Annotated in this window: 1 protein-coding gene; it reads left to right on the top strand. The window is 73.7% G+C overall.

The window, feature by feature from the left end; all coding sequences use genetic code 11:
* Window positions 1-666 (top strand): PhnD/SsuA/transferrin family substrate-binding protein (locus tag G7A99_RS23320; protein ID WP_163144435.1); only part of this gene is annotated, 666 nt, incomplete at both ends.

The following is a 666-nucleotide window of genomic DNA, read 5'->3' on the forward strand; positions in this document are numbered from 1 at the left end:
CGAGGCCCTGCCGGGACAGCGCTTCGAGATCCGCCCCTTCGATCTGGAGGGAATGACCCGGGCGCTGGCGGACGGCAATCTGGACTTCCTGCTGACCCAGCCGGGACAGTACGGGATGCTGGCACCACGCTACCGCCTCACGCGGCTGGCGACCCTGCGTCCGGCGGACCGCAGCTCTGCCCGTCACGCCACCGGCTCCGTGCTGCTGGTCCGTGCCGGCAGCCACTACCGGGACCCGCGTGCCCTCGAAGGCCGGCCGGTGGCGGCGGTGCACCCACGGGCGTTCGGCGGCTTCCTGCTGCTCCGTGCTGCCCTCGCCCGCCGTGGGATCGACGCCCGCGAGGCCTACGACCTGCACTTCCTTGGCTATCCCGTGGACCGCCTGCTCCTGCGCCTGCAGCAGGGCGAGGTGGAGGCGGCCATCGTGCCGGCCTGCCTGCTCGAGCGTATGGACGCGGAGGACCTGCTGGAGCGCACCGACTTCCGGGCACTGATGGTCCACGACACCGACGGGGACTGCCTGACCAGCACCGCCCTCTATCCGGCGTGGTCGTTCGCCGCCCTGCCCGGCACCTCCGAGGCCCTGAACTCGGCGGTGGCCCGGGCGCTGCTGCGCATGCCCGCCGCGGACGGGGACCGCTGGGGCGCCCCGGTCTCCCAGGCCCG

It is taken from the genome of Arhodomonas sp. KWT (assembly GCF_010993615.1).